This is a genomic window from Sorangium sp. So ce406 (genome assembly GCF_051474675.1).
Classification (GTDB): domain Bacteria; phylum Myxococcota_A; class Polyangia; order Polyangiales; family Polyangiaceae; genus Sorangium; species Sorangium cellulosum_G.
The window spans coordinates 3,462,919-3,478,945 of the sequence record NZ_CP150340.1; the positions used below are offsets into that span (position 1 = coordinate 3,462,919).

The following is a 16,027-nucleotide window of genomic DNA, read 5'->3' on the forward strand; positions in this document are numbered from 1 at the left end:
TCTCTCTTCTCTGTCTCGCTCTTCTCTCTCCCTCTGTGCCCTCTGTGCCTCTGTGGTTCAAATTCTTCTCCCATCAAGGAACCAGCCTCGGCTAGGGTGGCGCGCCGCCCATGCAGCTCATCTCCCTGTGCCCCCTGGCAGCGTCGACGTTGCTCTGGCGAACGGCGAACGGCCCGTGTGTCACCGTCGCCGTGAAGGCGACGTTCCAGCTCTCGCCCGACGACGTCGCCGCGCTGGCCGCGCCGCTGCCGCTCTTCCACGACGTCTTCCACGAGCAGAACGCGGGGCGGAGCCTCTATGTCGCCTCGGACGCCGTGCCGCACAAGCCGCGCGCGGACGTCCTGCTCACCGGCAGCGCGTACGCCCCGCTGGGCCAGCACGTGAGCCACCGGTGGGTGCGCCTCGCGGTCTTCGACGCGCAAGGGCAGGTGCCCGCGGTCGACAAGCGGCTCCAGGTCGTGGGCGAGCGGCAGCGCGATCCGGCGACCGGCCAGGCGACGACGCCGATCCCGTTCTCCCGGCTGCCCGTGCGCTACGAGCTCGCCTTCGGCGGCGCCCGCTGCCCCGAGAACCCCGTCGGCAGGGGGGCCGACCCCGCCGACCTCCGGCTGCCGAGCCTCCTGAACCCCGCCGCGCCGGACACCCCCGACGGCTTCGGGCCCCTCTCGAGCGCCTGGCCCCAGCGGCGGCGCGCGCTCGGCGCGTGGGATCCCGCGAAGCTCGTGCTGCCCGTGCCAGAGCTGCCGACCGCCATGGACTGGGGCTACTTCAACGCTGCCCCGCGCGACCAGCAGATACCCTATCTCCGAGGGGACGAGTGGATCCTGCTCGAAGGCCTCCACCCCACGGCCGCTCAGGTGCGCTCTCGCCTGCCCGGGCTGAGGGCGCGCGTGCTCCTCCGCGCGCCGCGCCTCGTCGACCCCGCCGGCGTCGAGCTCACCGTCCGCTGCGACACGCTCTGGATCGACGCCGACGCGCTCCGGTGCACCCTGACGTGGCGCGCGTCCCTGGCCGTCGCCGAGCGCGCCCTGGAGATCGTCGAGCGCGGTAGCCTCCTGGTGACGCTCGCGCTCCCCGGCGAGCGCGTGGCGTGGCCCGCGCCCGAGCCAGCCGCCGCGGCGCCGCCGGTGGGCGCGACGACAGCGCCGCTGCCGGAGGGCGTGAGGCCGCCTGCCGTCGCGCGGCCGTCGCTCCCGATCCCCGAGCCGGATCCGTCGGCTGCCCGCGGCATGAGCGCCGAGGAGTGGGCCGCGCGCGGCGCGGGCGCGGAGGCGGGTCGTCCGGCGATCGACCTGACGCAGACGCGCCCCCTCGATCCCGCCGCGTTCGCCGAGGCGCTCCAGGCGTTCGATCCGGCGCCGCCCGGCGCCGTCGCCCCGGAGGCCGCCGGGGCGAGACCCGGCGCGACGGAGGCACCCGGAGGCGCGGGCGCGGCCGCCGGGGCGAGGCCCGGCGCCGCGGAGGCGGCCGGCGGCGCGGGCGGCCCGCCGGCGTCGCGGGCGCCCGGGCAGCCGGCGGTGCTCGTCGACACGCGCGAGTTCAACCTGCAGGACGTGCTGCGCGGCGCCCGCCAGGAGGACGCGCCGTTCCCGCTCGCGCCGCCCGCGGCGCAGGCCGAGGGCGCGCGGGCCCCGGCCGAGGTCTCGCTCGAGGCCCTCCGGCAGGCGTTCCCCGCGATGGCCGCGCACATCGCGGCGCACGGCGGCGCGCCGCTGCCCACGGCCACGCTCCCGCTGCCGGAGCCGGAGCCGTCGAAGCCGACAAGCGAGGATCTCGCCGGCTCGCCCGACCTGCCGCCGCCCGCGAGGACGACCGAGCACGTCCCGATCCTGAACCTCACCCCGTTCGCCGCGTTCACCGTCCCGTGGCAGGCCCGGCCGCCGCGGGACTCGCTCACCGTCGTGGTCAAGGGCACCTTCGACCTCGTGCCCGGGGCGCCGGCGGCGATCGCGGCCGACCAGGAGCTCCCCGGCGGCGACGTCCACGTCGACGACGACCCCGAGAAGAGCCTCCGCTACCCGTCCGATTTCGCGATCTTCAAGCCGAAGGCCGACGTCCTGCTGGTCGGGCACGCGCACCGCGCGAGCGCCGGCGACGCCGCGGCGCTCGTCCGGCTGCGCCTCGGCGACGCGCTCGACCGCTCCGTCGCGGCCATCGGCCCGCGCCGCTGGGACGCGCTCGGCGCGCCCACCGCGCCCGAGCCGTGGGACCGCATCCCGCTCCGCTTCGAGAGCGCCTTCGGCGGCGCCGGGTATGGCGCGAACCCCGTGGGGACCGGGCACGGCGCGCGGGCGGGCGGCGCGCTGCCGTCGCTCGAGCAGCCGGACAGGCTGATCCGCTCGTCGGGCGACAGGCCCTCGCCCGCGTGCTTCGCGCCGATCGCGGCGACGTGGAGCGATCGACTCAAGAAGATGGGCTCGTACGGTGATCGCTGGAGGAAGACGCGATGGCCGTTCTTTCCCGACGACTTCGACTGGACGTTCTTCAACGCGGCCCCCGCCGAGCAGCAGATCGCCTATCCGCGGGGAGACGAGCCCTTCGAGCTCTGGTCCGTGCGCCCGGAGGGGGAGGTCGTCCGCGGACGATTGCCCGAGCTGCGCGTGCGCGTGTTCAAGCAGGCCACGGAGAAGGCCGGCGGCGGGTTCTCCGAGGTGCCGATGCGGCTCGACACCGTGTGGTTCGACGCCGACGCGCTCCGGCTCGTGCTGGTCTGGAGAGGCCTGCTCGACGTCGCCGACGAGGACGCCTCCGAGATCGCGTCGCTGTTCGTCCTGAGCGAGCCGATGGCGAAGGACGGGGCGAAGAGCGAGCCGACGGCGAAGCGCGACGCGCGGGCGCGCTTCTTCGCGGAGCTGGCGGCGCGCGAGGCGGCCGAGGCGCCGGCGGCGGGCGAGGAGGCGGCGGCGAACGACACCGCGGCCGAGGAGGGCGACTCGGCGCTCGATGCGCGCATCGCCGAGGCGCTCGCCCAGGCGCGCGCGCGGCGGCGCACCGCGGTCGGTGGCGGCGCGGCCGCGGCGGCGGCGGTGGCCGGGGCGGCCGCGGCGGAGGCCGCCGCGGAGCCGGCGGCGGCGGCAGCGCAGGCGCAAGGCGACGCCCCGCCGCGCGAGGCAGCGCCCGGCGATCCCGAGGCAGCGCCCGGCGATCCCGTGGAGGCGCCGCCGCCTGCCGGCCGCGACGCGGTCCTCGAGCTCCTCCGCCTCGGCGAGCCGCTCGCCGGCGTGGACCTGACCGGCATCGACCTCTCCGGCGCGGACCTCGCCGGGGCCGACCTGAGCGGCGTTATCCTGAAGCGGGCGAACCTCCGGGGCGCCCGCCTGGACGGCGCGCGGCTCGTCGAGGCCGTCCTCGCCGAGGTCGACGGCGGGGGCGCGCGCTTCGAGGGCGCCGACCTCACCCGGGCCGACCTCACCGGCGCCAACCTCGAGGCCGCGCGCCTCGCCGGCGCCGTCCTGGAGCTCGCGGCGGCGGGGGCGGCGCGCTGCGAGGGCGCCGCCTTCGAGGGCATCCGGGCGCCCGGCGCCAGCTTCGCTGGGGCCACGCTCACGGGCGCCAGCTTCGACCGCGCGGACCTCACCGGCGCCGAGATGATGCAGGCCGTCATCGACGGGGCGAGCTTCCGCGACGCGACGCTCGACGACGTGAAGATTTACGGTGCGACGGGAACGCGCGTCACCCTCGACGGGGCCTCGCTCGCCGACCTCCGCGCCGACGACGTGGTGCTCCGGAACGGCTCGTTCCGCCGCGTGAGCGGCCCGGGCTCCGTGTGGGAGGGCGCCGACCTCACCGAGGCCGTCTTCGCGGGCGCGGCGCTCCGGGAGGCGAGCTTCACCCGGGCGACGCTCGACGGGGCCTCCTTCGACGCCGCCGACCTCGTCGACGGCCGCTTCCGCAAGGCGCGGCTCCGCGGCGCGCGCCTGCGCCAGGCCAACCTGATGCGCGCTGCCTTCGACGGCGCCGACCTCGAGGGGGCCGACCTGCGCGGCGCCAACCTGTACCAGGCCGAGACATGGAAGGCGCGCACCGCCGAGGCGCGCCTCGCGGAGGCGTTCACGGCGGGGACGAAGCTGGAGGAGCGATGATCGGAGCCGACATGCTGAACCTCCTCCTCCGCCTCTCCCCGCTCCGCCCCTCCGTCCGCGTCGAGGTCCTCCGGCGGAGCGACTTCACCGACCCGCGCCTGCGCGAGCTCCACGCCCTCTCGAACGCGCTGATGGCCGAGGACTTCGACCATTTCCGCGTCCACGCCCACACCAACGACGTCGTCCACGTCTTTCGCCGCGCCGACACGGGCGCGATCGTCGGATTCCAGTTCTGGAAGACCGCGCCGCTGGCCTTGCCCCGCAGCCTGGCCATCGTCGGCGGCAAGCTGCGGATCGCGCCCGACTTCCGCACCCGCGGGCTGCACCTCGTCTCGGGTCTCCTGTTCCTGATCGACACGAAGCGCCGCGCGCCGCGGACCCGCCTGTACCGGCTCTCCATTGCCAGCCTGTTCGGGTTCGTCGCGATCACCGAGGCGCTCGCGCACTACCAGATCTTCGACCCGGGGCGCCGGGACACGGAGGAGGACGAGGCGGTGCGCGCGGCGTTCCTCCAGCTCGCCGGCGAGAGCGACTTTCGCGTCGACGAGGAGACGGGCCTCTTCTTCGTCAACATCTTCATGACCGAGGACACGCTGCGCCGCTATCCGCCGCGCTACTTCGACCGTCCGGCCGCGAAGCGCTACGCCGCGGTCAACCCCGGCTTCCGCGCGAACGGCTGTTACGCCGGCTTCTGGTTCCGCTTCACGCGCGACAACCTCCTCGCCCTGACCCGCGCGATCGTGACGAGGCAATTCCGCGCGGCCGCCGCCCGTTGATCCGCCGCCGGCGCGTCGATAGCGTCTCACGATGGACGACAGCGAGCCTCTCTCCATCCTCGATCTCTCCGTGACTCAGCCGTATCCGCAGTGGGCGAGGGCCAGGGCGGAGACCCCGGTCCAGCGCTTCGACGCCTCGTCGATCAGCCCCGCGCCCACGTTCGTCGTGTCCCGGTACGAGGACGCCGAGCGGGTGCTGCGCGACGCCGGGACGTTCTCGAGCGCGATCAACAACGAGGTCGTCGGCAAGTACATGGGCGAGTTCATGCTGGGCATGGACGGCAAGGAGCACCGCCAGTACCGCAACCTGGTGGCGCACGCGTTCCGAGCCTCCGTGCTCGAGCGGTGGGACGACGCGCTGGTACGGCCCACCCTCCACGCGCTCCTCGACGGCATCGCGCCCGCCGGGCGCGCCGAGCTCATGCGCGATGTCGTCCTCAAGTATCCTGTTCAGGTCATCTGCGGTATCGTCGGCGTGCCGCTCCAGGATCAGGCGCAGTTCGCGCGGTGGTCCGAGGACGTCGCGCAGGGCCCGCTCGACCCGCCGCGGGGCCTCGCGTCGTCGCAGGCGATGCGGCGCTACCTCGCCGACATCCTCGAGGCCCGCCGGCGCGAGCCCGCGGGCGATCTCATCAGCGAGCTCCTGGCCGCCGAGATCGACGGACAGCGCCTCACCGAGGAGAAGATCTACGGCCTGCTCCTCCTGCTGCTGCCCGCCGGCGCGGAGACGACGTTCCGGGCGCTCGGCAACGCGCTCGCCGCGCTGCTCACCCGCCCGGCCATGATGGCGCAGGTGGTCGCCGACCGGTCGCTGGTCCCCGCCGTCGTCGAGGAGACGCTGCGCTGGGAGACGAGCGTCACCCTGGTCTCCCGCGTGGCCACGCGAGACACCGAGATCGCGGGGTGCCCCATCCCCGCCGGCGCGGCCCTCCGCGTCGTCACGGGCTCGGCCGGCCGCGACGAGGCCCGCTACGAGGCGGCCGACGCCTTCCGCCTCGACAGGCCGCCGCAGCCGCACCTCGCGTTCGGCACCGGCCCGCACCAGTGCCTCGGCCTGCACCTCGCGCGCCTCGAGATGCGCGTCGGGCTCAACGCGATCTTCGATCGGCTCCCGCACCTGCGCCTCGACCCGGGCGCGCCGGCGCCGGAGATCAAGGGCTTCGCGTTCCGCGGCCCCGACGCGCTCCACGTCCTGTTCGAGCCGTCCTGACGCCTCGAGCGCCGCCCTCGAGGCGTCAGGACCCTGGTTTGCTACTGGCTCTCGAAGACGCGGTAAAGGTAGGTCGTGTTCAGCGCCTGGAGGAACGAATACGTCTCGGGATCGGCGGAGCCCGCGTGTCCGCCCTTCTCACCCTCGTAGAAGTAGAAGGGGATGTTCATCTCCTTCAGGCGCGCGGCCATCTTGCGCGCGTGGGCGGGGTGGACGCGATCGTCGGTGGTGGTCGTCGTGAACAGGATCGGCGGATACGCCACGCCCGCCTCGATGTTGTGGTACGGCGAGTAGGCACGGATGATCTCGGCCATCTCGGGATCTGCGGGGTTGCCGTACTCGCCCATCCAGCTCGCCCCTGCGCCGATCTCGTGATAGCGCAGCATGTCGAGCAGCGGGACCTGGCACGAGACGGCGCCGAAGAGATCGGGCCGCTGCATCGTGACGGCGCCGACCAGGAGGCCGCCGTTGCTCCCGCCCTGGATCGCCAGGTGCGCGGGGGAGGTGACGCCCTTCTCGATCAGGTCCTCGGCGATCGCGATGAAGTCGTCGTACGACCGCTGCTTGTTCTCGAGGAGCGCGGCCTGGTGCCACGCCGGCCCGAACTCCCCGCCGCCGCGGATGTTGGCGGCCACGTAGACGCCGCCCTTCTCGAGCCAGTGCTTGCCCGTGAGCCCCAGGTAAAACGGCGACAGGGTGTACTCGAACCCGCCATAGCCGTAGAGGAGCGTGGGGTTCTTGCCGTCTTCGGCCGCCGCCCTGGGCTTGACGATGAAATACGGCACCTTGGTGCCGTCCTTGCTCGTCGCCGTGTCCTGCGAGACCTCGAACGCCGACGCGTCGAACAGCGCGGGAGACGCGCTGATCTCCGTCACGTCGTACGAGTCGCCCTCGGGCCTCACCTGGTACACCGTGGTGGGCTGGAGGAAGCTCCGGAACGTGACATACGCGTCATCCATGCGCGGATCCGCGGTGACCTCGGCGGTCCCGAGCGGCGGGATCGGGATCGTCTTCGAGGTCCACGCGCCCTCCGCGTACGTGAACGAGAGGATCTCGGAGGCGACGTCGTGGAGCTGGGTGACGAGAATGCCTTCCCTCGATTTCGCGAGCCCGACGAAGGCGCTCCGCGCGTCGGGCGCGTACACGAGCTCCGCTGTCGCCTCGGCGTCGTCCGGCGCGACGGACGCCAGCGAGCCGGACTTCAGCGTCGTCCCGGAGACGGTCCAGTCCGAGGCGAGCCGGACAAGCAGCTTGCCCTGGAAGAGATCCCAGATCGTGGCGTCCTGGGGCACCTCGATCTTCACCGGGACATCGTCGGTCCCCAGCACGTAGTTGTCGGCGTGATAGAAGTCGACGTAGCTCGTGATGATCATGAGGCTCGACCCGTCGACGTCGTGGACGCTCCCGCCGGCGGAGAGGACCGTGTCCTTCGCCGACTCGAAGACGAGCTTCGCCTCGGCGAGCGGGGTGCCCCGGCGCCAGATCTTCACGCGCCGCGGGTAGCCCGACGTCGTGAGCGAGTCCTCGTCGGCGCCGTGCGCGATGAGGAGGGTATCCTTGTCGCTCCACGCGGCATAGGACTTCGCCTCGGGCAGGGTGAAGCCGCCCGCGACGAACGCCTTCGTTGTCTTGTCGAACTCGCGGATCACGGTGGCGTCCTTGCCGCCCCGTGAGAGCGAGATCAGGCACATGTCGGTGTCGTTGTAGTAGCAGTCCGCTCCCGCGTAGACCCAGTCCTCGTCCTCCGCGGCCGCGACCTTGTCGACGTCGAGCAGCACGTCCCACGTGGGCTCGCCGGCCAGGCAGGCCTTCACCGGCGTCCGGCGCCACACCCCGCGCGGGTTCGTCGCGTCCTGCTTGAACTGGTAGACGAAGCCGTCCGGCTCGGGGATGCACCGGAGCGGCGGCTCCTTCGTCCGCTCGCGGTAGTGATCGTCGTAGAGCGAGGTGAACGGCTCCCCCTCGGCGAGGGCGTCGAGCGTCGCCTGGTTGGTCTCCCTCACCCACTCGAGCGACTCCTCGGAGGTGGCGTCTTCCAGCCACGTATACGGGTCTTCCCCGCCGGTCCCCGTGGCGCCCCCGGTCCCCGTGGCGCCCCCGGTGCCCCCCGCGCCCCCGGTGCCGCTCGCGTCGTCGCCGCCGCCGCCGTCTCCACCGCCGCCGCCGTCGCCGCCGTCTCCACCGCCGCCGTCACCGCCGGTCCCTGTAGCCGTCGAGCCCGGTGTCTGCTCGCCGTCGTCGCCGCACGCGACGAGCGCGCTGCTCGCGATCGCCGACACGATGATCCAGGCAGCGAACCCTGCCCTGGGTATCTGGTAATACATAGATGGACAATCTCCCTGTCGAGAAGGTGACATCCTGCCATGGGCGAACATGCCACGTCTGCGAGAGCAACTTCCTGACGTCGTGTGACGAGGAGGAGACTCGTAGTTCTGTCCTGAAAACTCTGTCTGGCCCGGACGACGTGGTGAATCCATGTGTCCTGTGATCGGCCCTGGAGGCGGGCGAGAAGCAAGATCTCGGGAGAACACCCCGTCACGCGGCCTCTCTGTCAGGCGCCACGCCGAGAATGAGCACCCGGGCAGGGGATCTCCTGGTCCGCGCCCGTGAGGGGCGCGAGCGATGCCCGCCGCCGCCGGCGTGGCCATTTCCGGGATGGGCGATCCGGCGATAAAATCCCCGGGCCTTCCTCCGAAACGCCACACCTCGCGCGCGGCCCGGCCACGGCGCCGCGCCACGTTCCATCCCATGACGGATCTCTCTTCCCCCGGCGCCGCGCTCCGCCCCCGGTCCGCTCGGCGCCTTCGCCGGCTCGGCGACGTCGCGCTGTCCCTGCTGATCGCCGCGGCCGTCTGGCTTCCGTGCCTCCACCTCTTCTTCCGGCGCGAGCCCGCCGAGCACCGCCCCTCCGGCGCGCTCTCGCCGCGCGGCCGGGCGCTGCTCGCGCATCATCTCTCCCTGTGGGAGGACCCGGCCGCGAAGGACGCGACGCTGGCGCGGATGCGGGCCACGAACGCCGAGTGGGACTTCATGGGCCGGACCTTCCTCGTCCTCGGCCTCGCCAACGCCGCGCTGCGGGATCCGGGGGCCGAGGCGCGCCACCTCGCCGTGATGGATCGGGTCATCGACGAGACCCTCGCGCTCGAGCGCGAGCGCGGGATGCTGCACTTCATGATGCCCTACGCCGCGGGGAGGCCGTTCGTGCAGCAGCCTGCCCGCAGCCTCTTCGTGGACGGCGAGATCGCGCTCATGCTGGGCGCCCGCGCGCTTGTCTCTCGCCGCGCCGATCACGAGGCCGAGCTCGACGCCCGCGTCGCCGAGATGCGGGCCCGCATGGAGCGGAGCCCTGTGCTGTCGGCCGAGAGCTACCCCGACGAGTGCTGGACCTTCTGCAACACGCTCGCCCTCGGCGCCATGCGCATGTCCGACGCGCTGCGCGGCGAGCGCCGCGGGCTGGAGCTCGGCCGCCGCTGGCTCGCCGTAGCGCGCGCCAGGCTGGTGGACCCGAGGACAGGGCTGCTCGTGTCGAGCTACACGCATGGCGGCAGGATCCTGGACGGCCCGGAGGGGTCGTCCCTCTGGCTCGTCGCGCACGCGCTGCTCCTGATCGACCCTGATTTCGCGCGCGATCAGTACGCGCGGGCGCGCCGCGAGCTCGGCGCGGATCTCGTCGGCTTCGGCTGGGCGCGCGAGTGGCCGCGCTCCTGGTCCGGTCCGGAAGACGTGGACTCGGGCCCGATCGTGCCCGTCGTGGGCGCGAGCGCCGGCTCGAGCGGCCTCGCGCTGCTCGGCGCCGCGGCCTTCGGCGACGCGCCTTATCTCGGGGCGCTGCTCACCTCGCTCGACTTCGCCGCGTTCCCGATCCGCGAGGGCGACCGGCTGCGCTACGCCGCGAGCAACCAGGTCGGCGACGCGGCGCTGCTCCACGCGCTGAGCTCCGGCCCGCTCTGGCAGCGGATCGCCGCGGCGGGAGGTGCCCCGTGACCCGCCTGCTCGCCCTCGGCGCCGCGCTGCTCGCGTCGGCCTTCATCGTCTGTCACCTGCTCGGCCTGCGCGAGCACGTCTCGGTGCTGAGCGGTACGGCCCCACCCGGCAGCGGGGGCGACCCCTCGCTCGGCGTCGTTTACGCGATCGCGTGGTTCGGCGCCGTGATCGCCGCGCCGATCCTCGCGCTCGCGGCGGGCGTGCTCGCGGCCATCGACCGGCTCCGATCGAGGCGACCCGCGCCGCGCCCGCCCGCGGATCCGGCCTCGTGACGCGCTGGAGCGCGCCGACTGCCTCGCCCGCAGCACAGCGCCAGCAGGTTGCTGCCAGCGCAACATGCGAGCCGCCGGCGCGCCGTCGCAGCGCGACGCTGCCGGAGGGCGCGCGTCGGGCGCACGACAGGGCGGCGCCGCGCGCCGGCGCGCGCCATGTCACGAACCACGCAGGGTGAGGGCGGGCTGGAACGGAACGTGCTGTGAACGTGCTGTGACGTGGCGTGGCACGTCGCGCCGTCCGATTCCGCTCATCAGCACGGGAAGTGGCCGTGTCCGCTCTCGTCACCGCGCTTGCCGCGCGCGGCCGCCGTGAGGAGGGCTGTTCGGCGTGATCGAACGAGCCTCTGTCGCGCCTCGACGCAAGAAACGCAGGCCTCGTGTCTGCTGATGGAAGGGAGCCTCTCTTGGACCTCGAGCTCACTGGAAAGCGCGCCATCGTCACCGGCGGCAGCCGCGGTATCGGCAAGGCCATCGCGCGGGAGCTGGCGCGCGAGGGCGCCGACGTCGTGATCGCCGCGCGCGGCAAGGACAAGCTCGAGGCGACCGCCGCCGAGCTCTCGGCCGAGACCGGCCGCCGCGTCGTCCCGCTGGTGGTCGACACGGGCAACGAGACCTCGGTCAACGCGCTGGTCGAGCGCGCCGTCGACGCGCTGGGGGGCGTGGACATCCTGGTCAACAACGCCGCCTTGCCGGGCGGGATCTCGCCGGCCACCCGCCTCGACCAGATCGTCGACGAGCAGGTGATCGAGGACATCAACATCAAGGTCGTTGGCTACCTGCGCACCGCGCGCGCCGTGGCGCCGCACCTCATCGCGAACGGCTGGGGCCGCATCATCAACATCGGCGGGCTCGCCGTGCGCAAGACCGGCCGCCCGGTCGCCACCCTGCGCAACGTCGGCGTGGCGGCGATCACGAAGAACCTCGCCGACGAGCTCGGCCCGAAGGGGATCAACGTCACGGTCGTGCACCCCGGCGCGACGCGGACCGAGCGCGTCCGCGCCGAGTCCGAGAAGGACCTGGCCGCCTCGGTGAGCATCGGCCGCATCGTGGACGCCCGGGAGGTCGCGTGGGTGGTCACGTTCCTTGCGTCGCCGAGGAGCGTCGCGATCAACGGCGATTCGGTCGTCGCGGGCGGTGGCAGCGTCGGCCCGATCTACTATTGATCCATCTCGCGCTGAACCCAAGAGAAGACCATGACCCTCCCGACCACCCGCCTCGGCCGTACCGGCCTCACCGTTTCCCGCCTGTGCCTCGGCACGATGACGTTCGGCTTCCAGACGGACGAGGAGACGTCCCGCGTCATCCTCGACAAGGCCGCGGACGCCGGCGTCAACTTCCTCGACACGGCCGACGTGTACCCGCTGGGCGGCGGCCTGCAGACGGCCGGCCGCACCGAGGAGATCGTCGGCCGCTGGCTCAAGGGCAAGCGCGACCGCTTTATCGTTGCCACGAAGTGCGTCGGCCGCGTCGGCCCGAACGACTGGGACCAGGGCGCCTCGCGCAAGCACATCCTGGACGCCATCGACGCCTCGCTGCGCCGGCTCGGCACCGACTACGTGGATCTCTATCAGCTCCACGCCGACGATCGCGACACGCCGATCGACGAGACGCTGGAGGCGCTCGACATCGTGGTTCGCTCCGGCAAGGCCCGGTACATCGGCGTCTCCAACTACCTGGCCTATCGCCTGGCGCGCGCGCTCGGCCGCGCCGACGTGCGCGGGCTCGCGCGGTTCGTCTCCGTGCAGCCGCGCTATGCGCTGCTGTTCCGCGAGATCGAGCGCGAGCTGCTCCCGCTCGCGCAGGAGGAGGGCCTCGGCGTGATCCCGTACAACCCGCTCGCCGGCGGCCTCCTCACCGGCAAGCACCGCCGCGGCGAGCCCACGCCGGGCACGCGCTTCACGCTGGGCGCGGCGGCCACGAACTACCAGCAGCGCTACTGGCACGAGCGCGAGTTCGCGACCGTGGAGAAGCTCCAGGGCATCGTCGCCGAAGCGGGCCAGTCGCTCACGACGGTCGCCGTCGCGTGGGTGCTCGCCAACCCGGCGATCACGTCGGCGATCATCGGCGCGAGCCGGCCCGATCAGCTCGACGCCACGCTCGCCGCGGGCAACCTGGCGCTCGATCCGCAGCTCAAGGCCCGGCTCGACGAGGCGACCGCCGAGTACCGCCGCGGCGACGCGACGCGCTGAGCCTGCGCTCCCGTCGAGCGTGCGCTCCCGTCGAGCCTGCGCTCCTGTCGAGCCTGCGCTCCCGCCGAGCCAGCGCTCACACCGCCACGAACACCTTCACCTGCGACGGCGCGACGTGCGCGCCGGCGGGCATGTTCGCGTTCGACCCGTTATGGGCCGACATGGCGGTGTGATAGACGATCTTCTTCCCCTTGGCGTAGACCTTCGAGCTCGCGCGCTTGAAGGTCACCTGCCCGCGGTTCACGTTGGAGACCATCCCGCCGAGCGTGCCGGCCTCGTCGCCCTTGCTGCTTGGCATCTTCGACGCCTCGGTCACTGTCTCCTTCTTCTGGACGAGCACCTTGGAGACTGTCGACTCGCAGCCGTTCAGCGTGCCGATGTTCGGGAACGGCGTCGGCACGGGGGGCGCCGGCGGAGCTGGCACCTTGCACACGTCGGGCATCGCGAAGCACATGCCGCCGGCCTTCGTCGCTGCGGGCATCTTCATCTCAGGTACCCTCCACTGGCACGCGCACGCTGGATCATCCGAGCAGGACGCGCTCGCCGTCGATCGATGTCTCCTTCTTCGAGACCATCGATGTTCGCTCGCTGACGAGCTGATACGCCTCGCGGATGAGCCAGCGCGCGCGCCTCGCCCGGGTCTGGAGGAGCCCGTCGACCTCGCGGTACGCGTCCCTGGCCCGCTCGATCAGCCGCTCGGCCTGGATCTCCATCCGGCCGGCGGTGGCGGCCATATGCGCGGCCGTCGTCGCGATCCGCTCGGCGAGCACGGTCGCCTCGGTCGCGTGGAGCGACGCCCGCTCCGAGGTGACGTCGACCGCCGCCGCGGCCACGCGCACGGCCGCCCGCTCGACGACGAGCCCCGGCTCGCCGCCCTCGCCGGCCTCGCTCGCCACGCGCCGCCCCGCCCGGTGCCGCACGTCGCGCCTGGCGCGGAGCTCGACGTCGGTGGCCGCCTCCACGACGACCTTCCCCCGCGGCGCCGCCAGCGTCAGGTCCCCCGCGGGGGCGGCGACGCGCGCCGCGCCCGTCGCGGCGTCGTACGTGACGGCGACGGCCCCGGACGCGTCCCGGATCGCGATCGTGCTCCCCTCGGCCGACGCCGTGGCCCCCTCGGCCGTCTGGATCACCGGCCCCCGGGCGGCGAGCAGGACGCCTACGATGTAAAAATCTGATGTGGTTGCGTGTTTCGACACGAGCACCCGGTCGCCGGCGGTGCCCTGGTAGCCGGGCACGGCGAGCCGGGCGCGCGCGGTGGCGCCCTCGGCGCCGGGGGCGCCGGGGCGGACGAGGCGCACGACGGCGCGCGCGGCGTCTTCCATGTCGACGAGGGTGGCCTCGAGCACGCCTCCCGGGGAGGGCTCGTGTTCCAGGGCGACAGCGTCGTTCGCGTTCATCGGGTCTCCGTCCGGAAATCTTCCGCGCGGGCGCGGTCAGGGTCGGTGTTCTTCACGTTGCGGGTGCGCGCCCCGACAAGCTCTGCGTCATCGAGCTTCGCCCGGTGCAGGTCGGCGCCCTCGAGGTTGGCGTTCATGAGGTGGGCGCGCTCGAGGCGCGCGTGCGAGAGATCGGCCAGCGAGAGATCGGCGTTCGCCATCACCGCATCGCGCAGGTCCGCGCCCGGGAGCCTGGCCGCGCTGAGCCTGGTTTCGCGCAGGTGGGCGCGGCGCAGGACGGCCTCGTCGAGGGCGGCGTCGGAGAGGTCGGCGCGGGAGAGGTCGGCGCCGTCGAGGATCGCTCTCTTGAGGTTCGCGGAGGGGGCCTGCAGGCCTGTGAGCTTCGCGCCCTTCATATCGGCGCCCTCGAGGTTGACCTGAGCGGCCTCGACCGAGGTGAGGTTGGCGCCGCGGAGGTTCGCGCCCGACAGCGTGGCGTTCGTCAGGACGCAGCCGCGGAGATCGACGCCCTCGCCGTTCGCGTCGCAGAGGAGCGATTGCTCGATCACGGCGCCTGAGAGCTGCATGGTGCGGAGATCGGCGCCGGAGAGGTCCGCCGCGAAGAGGCGTGTCCTGCGGAGGTCTGCTCCGGTGATCGAGGCGGTGGACAGGGAGGCTTCGGAGAGATCGGCGTCGCTGAGGTCGGCGTCGGTGAGGTCGACGTCGGCGAGCTGCGCCCCGCGGAAGGCGGCGCCGCGGAGCTTCGCGCCGGCGAGGCAGGCGCCGGAGAGGTCGGCGTCGGAGAGGTCGGCGCCCGCGAGCACGGCGCCGCGCAGGTCGGCCTCGGCGAGGTCGGCGCCGGCGAGGTTCACGCCGGCCCACGAGAGGCCGGTGAGCGCGGCCTTGCCAAGGGAAACGCCCGCGAGGTCGAGGCCGCGCAGGTCGACGCCCGCGAGGCGGACGCCCTCGAGGGAGCAGCCCTCGAGCTTCGCGCCGGCGAGGGAGGCCTCGTCGAGGGTGGCGCCGGCGAGGTTGGCGTTGCGGAGATCGGCGCCGTCGAGGGAGGCGCCGGTGAGGTCCGCCCCGGCGAGGGAGGCGCCGCGGGCTCGCCAGCGCTGGAGCTGGGCGCCGCGGAGCGAGGAGCCGTCGAGGATGAGCCCGTCGCAGGTGGCGCCGGAGAGGTCGGCCTGGGCGAGGTCGCACGCGATGAGGCGGGCGCCCTCGAGGGCGGTGCGGCGGAGGTCGGCCGCGGTGAGGCGGGAGGACTCGAGCGAGGCGCCGGCGAGGGAGGCCGGGGGGCCCGAGGCGGAGAAGTCGAGTCCGGTGGCGGCGGCGCGCAGGAGATCGGCGCCGCCGAGGAGGAGGCCAGTCGTCGTGGCGGCGCGGAGGTCGACGTCGCGGAGCGAGGCGCCGGTGAGGTTGGCGGCGGAGAGGTCGGCGGCGGAGAGGTCGGCGCGGTCGAGGCGGGCGCCCTGGGCGTCGCAGCCCTGGAGGCGCGCGCCGGAGAGCACGGCGTCGAGGAGCTCGGCCTTGTGGAGGCGGGCGGCGCGGAGATCGGCTCTCTCGAGGAGCGCGCCGGAGAGCTTGGCGCCGGTGAGGTCGACCTGGTGGAGCGAGGTGTTGGTGAGGACGGCGTTGCGGAGATCGGCGCCTGCAAGGCGGCAGGCCTCGCCGGGAGGGCCGCCGAGGAGGGCGTCGGTGAGGTCGGCGTCGGAGAGGTCGGCGCCCTCGAGGTTCACGTTGCGGAAGATGACGCCGGCGAGGGTGGCGCCGGTGAGGTTGGCGCCGTGGAGATCGACGTTCTGCCAGAGGGCCTTGGAGAGATCGGCGCCGCGGAGATCGATGCCGGGGGCGACGGCGCCGGAGATGTGGCTGCCGGCGAGCTCGCCGCGCTCGCTCCTCTGCAAGAGCTCGGCTGCAGTCGGGGGTGATCCGTGGTTGCGCTCCGCGGGCATGGTTCGGGCGAGGCTAGGCCATCGCGCGGCGGGTGTCACTGAGGTAGCGTGCGCGCTGGCATGCTTTCGCCGGGGTGTCGGGAGATGCCGCGGTGATGGCGCGGGAGCGGGGGAGGTGAGGAGAGCGATGATCAGCGTTGCGGTGAGGGTCGAGACGGAGTGCGGCACATGCCGGATGCC

The 16,027-nt window shown here is 73.3% G+C and carries 11 protein-coding genes; 7 read left to right on the top strand and 4 right to left on the bottom strand.

Features of this window, described 5'->3' with window-relative positions:
* Window positions 1–110 precede the first annotated feature (110 nt).
* Genes WME96_RS13000 through WME96_RS13010 form a run of 3 tightly spaced genes read left to right on the top strand, consistent with a single transcriptional unit; the run spans window position 111 to window position 6,068 of the window.
* Window positions 111–4,082 (top strand): DUF2169 domain-containing protein, encoded by a 3,972-nt coding sequence (locus WME96_RS13000; RefSeq protein ID WP_437290448.1) that lies wholly within the window; start codon window positions 111–113, stop codon window positions 4,080–4,082.
* Window positions 4,079–4,858, top strand: coding sequence for a hypothetical protein (locus tag WME96_RS13005; RefSeq protein WP_437290449.1), 780 nt, complete (start codon window positions 4,079–4,081; stop codon window positions 4,856–4,858). The genes WME96_RS13000 and WME96_RS13005 overlap by 4 nt, the downstream gene beginning before the upstream one ends.
* Before the next feature lie 31 nt (window positions 4,859–4,889).
* Complete coding sequence (locus WME96_RS13010; protein ID WP_437290450.1) at window positions 4,890–6,068, top strand: cytochrome P450; 1,179 nt, start codon at window positions 4,890–4,892, stop codon at window positions 6,066–6,068.
* 41 nt (window positions 6,069–6,109) lie between these two features.
* Here the strand turns inward: WME96_RS13010 and WME96_RS13015 are convergent, their stop codons facing one another.
* A complete protein-coding gene (locus WME96_RS13015; RefSeq protein WP_437290451.1) occupies window positions 6,110–8,392 on the bottom strand; it encodes a prolyl oligopeptidase family serine peptidase in 2,283 nt (760 codons plus the stop codon).
* A gap of 424 nt (window positions 8,393–8,816) precedes the next feature.
* Between WME96_RS13015 and WME96_RS13020 the strand changes: the two genes are divergently transcribed.
* The 4 genes from WME96_RS13020 (at window position 8,817) to WME96_RS13035 (ending at window position 12,516) form a co-directional block, all read left to right on the top strand.
* The gene (locus WME96_RS13020; RefSeq protein ID WP_437290452.1) at window positions 8,817–10,052 is read left to right on the top strand and encodes a hypothetical protein; all 1,236 of its coding nucleotides are present in this window, start codon (window positions 8,817–8,819) and stop codon (window positions 10,050–10,052) included.
* On the top strand, window positions 10,049–10,324 hold the full coding sequence (locus tag WME96_RS13025) for a hypothetical protein (protein ID WP_437290453.1): 276 nt from the start codon (window positions 10,049–10,051) through the stop codon (window positions 10,322–10,324). Before WME96_RS13020 ends, WME96_RS13025 begins: the two co-directional genes overlap by 4 nt.
* A gap of 407 nt (window positions 10,325–10,731) precedes the next feature.
* Window positions 10,732–11,490, top strand: coding sequence for an SDR family NAD(P)-dependent oxidoreductase (locus WME96_RS13030; protein WP_437290454.1), 759 nt, complete (start codon window positions 10,732–10,734; stop codon window positions 11,488–11,490).
* A 30-nt stretch (window positions 11,491–11,520) separates the two neighbouring features.
* A complete protein-coding gene (locus WME96_RS13035) occupies window positions 11,521–12,516 on the top strand; it encodes an aldo/keto reductase (protein WP_433935782.1) in 996 nt (331 codons plus the stop codon).
* A 76-nt stretch (window positions 12,517–12,592) separates the two neighbouring features.
* Here WME96_RS13035 and WME96_RS13040 read toward each other — a convergent pair whose 3' ends face one another.
* From WME96_RS13040 to WME96_RS13050, 3 genes are read right to left on the bottom strand one after another with little or no spacing between them, the layout of a single operon-like run.
* A complete protein-coding gene (locus WME96_RS13040; RefSeq protein WP_437290455.1) occupies window positions 12,593–13,003 on the bottom strand; it encodes a PAAR-like domain-containing protein in 411 nt (136 codons plus the stop codon).
* Between the two features lie 34 nt (window positions 13,004–13,037).
* Window positions 13,038–13,913 carry a DUF3540 domain-containing protein gene (locus tag WME96_RS13045; RefSeq protein WP_437290456.1) on the bottom strand — a complete coding sequence of 292 codons (876 nt, stop codon included), beginning with the start codon at window positions 13,911–13,913 and terminating at the stop codon, window positions 13,038–13,040.
* The gene (locus WME96_RS13050) at window positions 13,910–15,847 is read right to left on the bottom strand and encodes a pentapeptide repeat-containing protein (RefSeq protein WP_437290457.1); all 1,938 of its coding nucleotides are present in this window, start codon (window positions 15,845–15,847) and stop codon (window positions 13,910–13,912) included. The genes WME96_RS13045 and WME96_RS13050 overlap by 4 nt, the downstream gene beginning before the upstream one ends.
* Window positions 15,848–16,027: the final 180 nt, after the last annotated feature.

Bases quoted from the DNA above. Each gene is read 5' to 3' on its own strand.
- WME96_RS13000 (WP_437290448.1), top strand. From the start codon at position 111: ATGCAGCTCATCTCCCTGTGCCCCCTGGCAGCGTCGACGTTGCTCTGG.
- WME96_RS13005 (WP_437290449.1), top strand. From the start codon at position 4,079: ATGATCGGAGCCGACATGCTGAACCTCCTCCTCCGCCTCTCCCCGCTC.
- WME96_RS13010 (WP_437290450.1), top strand. From the start codon at position 4,890: ATGGACGACAGCGAGCCTCTCTCCATCCTCGATCTCTCCGTGACTCAG.
- WME96_RS13015 (WP_437290451.1), bottom strand. From the start codon at position 8,392: ATGTATTACCAGATACCCAGGGCAGGGTTCGCTGCCTGGATCATCGTG.
- WME96_RS13020 (WP_437290452.1), top strand. From the start codon at position 8,817: ATGACGGATCTCTCTTCCCCCGGCGCCGCGCTCCGCCCCCGGTCCGCT.
- WME96_RS13035 (WP_433935782.1), top strand. From the start codon at position 11,521: ATGACCCTCCCGACCACCCGCCTCGGCCGTACCGGCCTCACCGTTTCC.
- WME96_RS13040 (WP_437290455.1), bottom strand. From the start codon at position 13,003: ATGAAGATGCCCGCAGCGACGAAGGCCGGCGGCATGTGCTTCGCGATG.
- WME96_RS13045 (WP_437290456.1), bottom strand. From the start codon at position 13,913: ATGAACGCGAACGACGCTGTCGCCCTGGAACACGAGCCCTCCCCGGGA.
- WME96_RS13050 (WP_437290457.1), bottom strand. From the start codon at position 15,847: ATGCCCGCGGAGCGCAACCACGGATCACCCCCGACTGCAGCCGAGCTC.